This is a genomic window from Citrobacter sp. wls619, assembly GCF_005281345.1.
GTDB lineage: Bacteria > Pseudomonadota > Gammaproteobacteria > Enterobacterales > Enterobacteriaceae > Citrobacter.
This window is the reverse complement of record NZ_SZXJ01000032.1, coordinates 34,804-38,472: the sequence shown is the minus strand read 5'-3', so window position 1 is coordinate 38,472 and position 3,669 is coordinate 34,804. Positions and strand designations below refer to the sequence as shown.

The following is a 3,669-nucleotide window of genomic DNA, read 5'->3' as shown; positions in this document are numbered from 1 at the left end:
CCACACTGACCTTTTTTATCACCTTTCTCGTAAGTAAAACATTCCGGATAAATGTCACCGACACTAAAAGAAATCAACACCTTCTGTTTTTTACTCAGCGCGTCCTGGCAACTTTCCAGCAGTTCAACCGCCTTCTCGTTATAAACACGGACATCAATATACGTATATTCCGGCTGGCCAGTGGTGCCACGAAGTGCAGCGATGGTACAGGACAGAAATGGCTCGCCTTTTTTGGGGGTGACGGTTCGCAGGCGATTAACATAGCCAATGCCGCGAGTGTGCAGGTCAAAATATTTACGTTCAGTATGTGTAGTCATGAGATATCTCCAGAAAATAAGCGGAGACAACCCTGACGGGAAATGTCTCCCGCAGGATGAGTGTAAGTGAGTGGTAAAAAAATAACGACGCTATACCGGAGGTATATTGCCTGTTTGCAGTCGCTGGCAGGCATTAAAGGGCAGGCATAACACTGAAACCCAGTGCGACAGCTTGCAGCCCGGCTGTCAAAGGGACCATCACACGGATGGAAAGAGCAGGCTCAGTAAATAACAGGCCCGGCAGTTTCGCAAAGGGAAAACTGTTTTCACACTATAAATAAAAATAGCGCCAGCCTGATGAAATCAGTAATTCATGAAATATTCATTGAAAAAATCCTCTGCCAGTTGACAGAGGATTTGGGGTTAGCGTTTAACCGGTCGATACCAGATTTGAGTGGGAGTAAACGAAACGTTCAGATCTGCATTATGGATAAATACAGTTTGCAGAACATTTTCCGTTACAACCAGTGTTTCGCAAAAATCATCACCGCCGCAGATGTCCCTGAGTTCATAATACCAATCGTCGAACTCAACTAGGTCAGGATTAAACCCTTCTGCATATGAAAGTGTTAACACTTTTCCGGTATTCGGATCAGATTTATTTTTCTCCGACATCATATACAGACCGTGGTCTTTAACAAGAAACACAGCACATTGATTTTTCATGGCTTCCTGAATAACCGGAATCAATGATTCAGCTTTAAAAATAACGCTACGGGCATCTTTCATCATAATCAGTTCCTTTGTTGAGTTTCAGTCTGAAAAAACAAGATCCAGTTCATATATCTGCTGATGCAGTGTTGAGCATGATGCTTTGGCGATACGTAATGACTGCCCGGCAAGGCCATGTACCAGATTATCGCTGTCCCAGCGATATTTTTGCTCCAGTAGCTTTATTCGCTGATGTAGTTCGTTTACATCATTCGCCAACCGGGCAATATCCTGCCGCAACTCTTCATTACCTTCGTAATTCATAATATGCCCTGTGTTTATAATCGGGTTGTCGCATCGACTGCGAGAGGTAAAGATTTATAAAAAGTATCAAAGCCAGCAAAAGCCCGTCCGTCCTTTCGCACAATGAGTGCTTTATGGCCTTCTTTCACATTTCTGGCTATATAGTCATTAATAAATACCCTGGCTTCATGGACATTTTTCACTTCGGTACTTTCAGGTGTACCGGGAGGTGTAAAATCCAGGACAACCTTAACAAAATGACCATCTACCTCAGCCGGACGTGTTGCTATAAACATTTTCATGGTGTAACTCCTGTTTCTTAATCAGGTAAGAAATTTGTCTGTTTCCTGCAAACAACAGCGGGAAAGGAAATTAGCGGTTAATCAACGGCGACAATGCAAACGGGACAGCATTACCTGTTTTCAGTCGCTGGCAGGTATCAAAGGGACAGGCATCACAGTAAAACTGCGGGTAACTTTCAGCCTTGTTACCTGGGCGCCATAATGGCAATCATGCCCGCTCATTAAATAAAAGAATCGATGACACGGGCAGCGTTAACTGTTTACCGGACAGCGAAAATTAATGGCTATTCGCATACACCGGTATAAATACTGTGACAGGCTTTACCGTCATTGATGGCCGCAATCTCATCGAATAACTGTCCACCGTGAAGGGAAAACGCCCAACGTCGGTAGGTTTCAATACCGTGGCTGTCGAGACTGATTTTGTTGATATCCTGCTCGGATTTCAGCGGATCGCGGGTTGACGGAAAAAAGGTGGAATTGCCCCGAGTCGAACAGGCTGCAACAATCCGCTCCCATTCTGCGACGCGCTGTATCTGCTCCGGAAAGCGCCTGAAAATCACACCCAATTCTTTCTTACGGGCATGGATACAGGGCATACACCCGACACGCGAGCATCCCAGTTGATACAACGGATTGGGCGGAATACCGTGACGCTTTGCCAGCGCAAACACTTCATCATGCGTCCACTGCAACAGAGGACGGTAAACATGCAGGCCAGTCTGGTTACCCACATCCAGCTCCAGCACCGATAATTTTGCGCGAGATGCTGACTCCTGGGCGCGAACGCCCTGCCAGCTCACCACATCATCGTACTGCCCCAGCAGCGGCTGAATTATCTGTTCATCAATCGGACGGTGCTTTAGCTCAAACGTGCAGAAGCGTGCGCGGGTGCTGGGAAAACGTCCCTTCCAGATGCATAAATCAAGGAAAGGAATATTCCGGGGATACATCTGAGCCAGTGCTTCGGCAATACGTTGTTCTGCACCCTGCGGCGTATAACCGTATTTTGCCACCAGTTTTTCAGGCCAGACGGTCTCAATGTAATTCCGCTTATTGATTATGCGCTGGCTGAAATCAGCGCAGACGCGAATAACCGGTCCCAGCTTCTGCTCCAGCAGTGAAATGTACTCATAGGTCAGCGGATGCTCATGACCCGTATCGGCAAATATCACCACCGAATCAATGTTCCACTCGCGGGATAACAACCAGAGCGCCAGAGAATCCTTACCACCAGACAAACTAATAACATGCCGGACTGAACCACCGGAAATTTTATTTTCTGGAAACATAACAACAGCCTCATTGTGATGAATGAAGCTGCTAATTAATGCGTTAACAAAATAAAGGTCGCGGGATAACCAGATTAATAAATAAAAGAATGACGCCAGAATAATGGCGTCATTAAATGAAAATTAATTTTTAATACCGGTTTTTATTCTTCAGCGTTTCTCTCATCACCAGATTCATCGCGGGTATTTTTCCCCTCCTCCGATTTACCCAGCATCTGCAACATTCCGTTGATATCCACGACCACTTCCGTTGACTGACGTTCTGCACCGATGCTGTCCAACCACTTGCGCACCTGCAAACGCCCCTCCAGATAGACCTGCGTACCTTTCTTCAGGTGCGCAGCCGCAATTTCTGCAAGCTTGTTATAGACGACTATCCGGTGCCATTGTGTCCTTTCCTTCGTTTCTCCGGTTTCCTTGTCTTTCCATGAATCGCCGGTCGCCACGGAAAATACTGCTACCGGCTGTTTGTCGGCGGTGTAGCATATTTCCGGGTCCTGTCCGACAAACCCTATCAGGCAGACTTTATTCAAACCACGCTGGGCCATAATTTTATTTCTCCGGTTATTTTGTTACAGGGGAAGTGGATGCAGCAATATTCCGGGCATCCTCAAATTTGATGGCGCACTCCCGAATCTGGCGCAAAATGAAGGTGCATATCGACATCTGCATATTGAATACAATACGGTCATGCTCAATCTCCAGTAGCGCATGACGAACCTCCTGTGGCAGTGAGGCATCCTGCACCAGCGCCTGCCAGCCGGGAGTACCGCTACGGTTATTCTGCTGGTTGCGCCAGCGCAG

Annotated in this window: 7 protein-coding genes; all 7 read right to left on the bottom strand. The window is 46.8% G+C overall.

What is annotated here, in order from left to right:
• Nucleotides 1–317, bottom strand: a 317-nt coding sequence (locus FDX19_RS05455) for a DUF3577 domain-containing protein (RefSeq protein ID WP_137381912.1), incomplete at its 3' end; no start/stop codon positions are given.
• 363 nt (nt 318–680) lie between these two features.
• Nucleotides 681–1,049, bottom strand: coding sequence for a DUF3085 domain-containing protein (locus FDX19_RS05450; protein WP_137381911.1), 369 nt, complete (start codon nt 1,047–1,049; stop codon nt 681–683).
• Between the two features lie 21 nt (nt 1,050–1,070).
• A complete protein-coding gene (locus FDX19_RS05445; protein WP_137381910.1) occupies nt 1,071–1,292 on the bottom strand; it encodes a hypothetical protein in 222 nt (73 codons plus the stop codon).
• A 14-nt stretch (nt 1,293–1,306) separates the two neighbouring features.
• Nucleotides 1,307–1,573 carry a hypothetical protein gene (locus FDX19_RS05440; RefSeq protein WP_137381909.1) on the bottom strand — a complete coding sequence of 89 codons (267 nt, stop codon included), beginning with the start codon at nt 1,571–1,573 and terminating at the stop codon, nt 1,307–1,309.
• Nucleotides 1,574–1,857: 284 nt separating this feature from the next.
• Nucleotides 1,858–2,865 carry a phosphoadenosine phosphosulfate reductase family protein gene (locus FDX19_RS05435; RefSeq protein WP_137381908.1) on the bottom strand — a complete coding sequence of 336 codons (1,008 nt, stop codon included), beginning with the start codon at nt 2,863–2,865 and terminating at the stop codon, nt 1,858–1,860.
• 143 nt (nt 2,866–3,008) lie between these two features.
• Entirely contained in the window at nt 3,009–3,413 is a 405-nt protein-coding gene (ssb, locus tag FDX19_RS05430) for a single-stranded DNA-binding protein (RefSeq protein WP_137381907.1), read from the bottom strand.
• 16 nt (nt 3,414–3,429) lie between these two features.
• On the bottom strand, nt 3,430–3,669 hold a 240-nt coding region (locus FDX19_RS05425; protein WP_137381916.1), incomplete at its 5' end, for a DUF3158 family protein.

What these genes read in the sequence shown, in the direction of transcription:
- FDX19_RS05450 (WP_137381911.1), bottom strand. Translation starts at nt 1,049, where the DNA reads ATGATGAAAGATGCCCGTAGCGTTATTTTTAAAGCTGAATCATTGATT.
- FDX19_RS05435 (WP_137381908.1), bottom strand. Translation starts at nt 2,865, where the DNA reads ATGTTTCCAGAAAATAAAATTTCCGGTGGTTCAGTCCGGCATGTTATT.
- FDX19_RS05440 (WP_137381909.1), bottom strand. Translation starts at nt 1,573, where the DNA reads ATGAAAATGTTTATAGCAACACGTCCGGCTGAGGTAGATGGTCATTTT.
- FDX19_RS05445 (WP_137381910.1), bottom strand. Translation starts at nt 1,292, where the DNA reads ATGAATTACGAAGGTAATGAAGAGTTGCGGCAGGATATTGCCCGGTTG.
- ssb (WP_137381907.1), bottom strand. Translation starts at nt 3,413, where the DNA reads ATGGCCCAGCGTGGTTTGAATAAAGTCTGCCTGATAGGGTTTGTCGGA.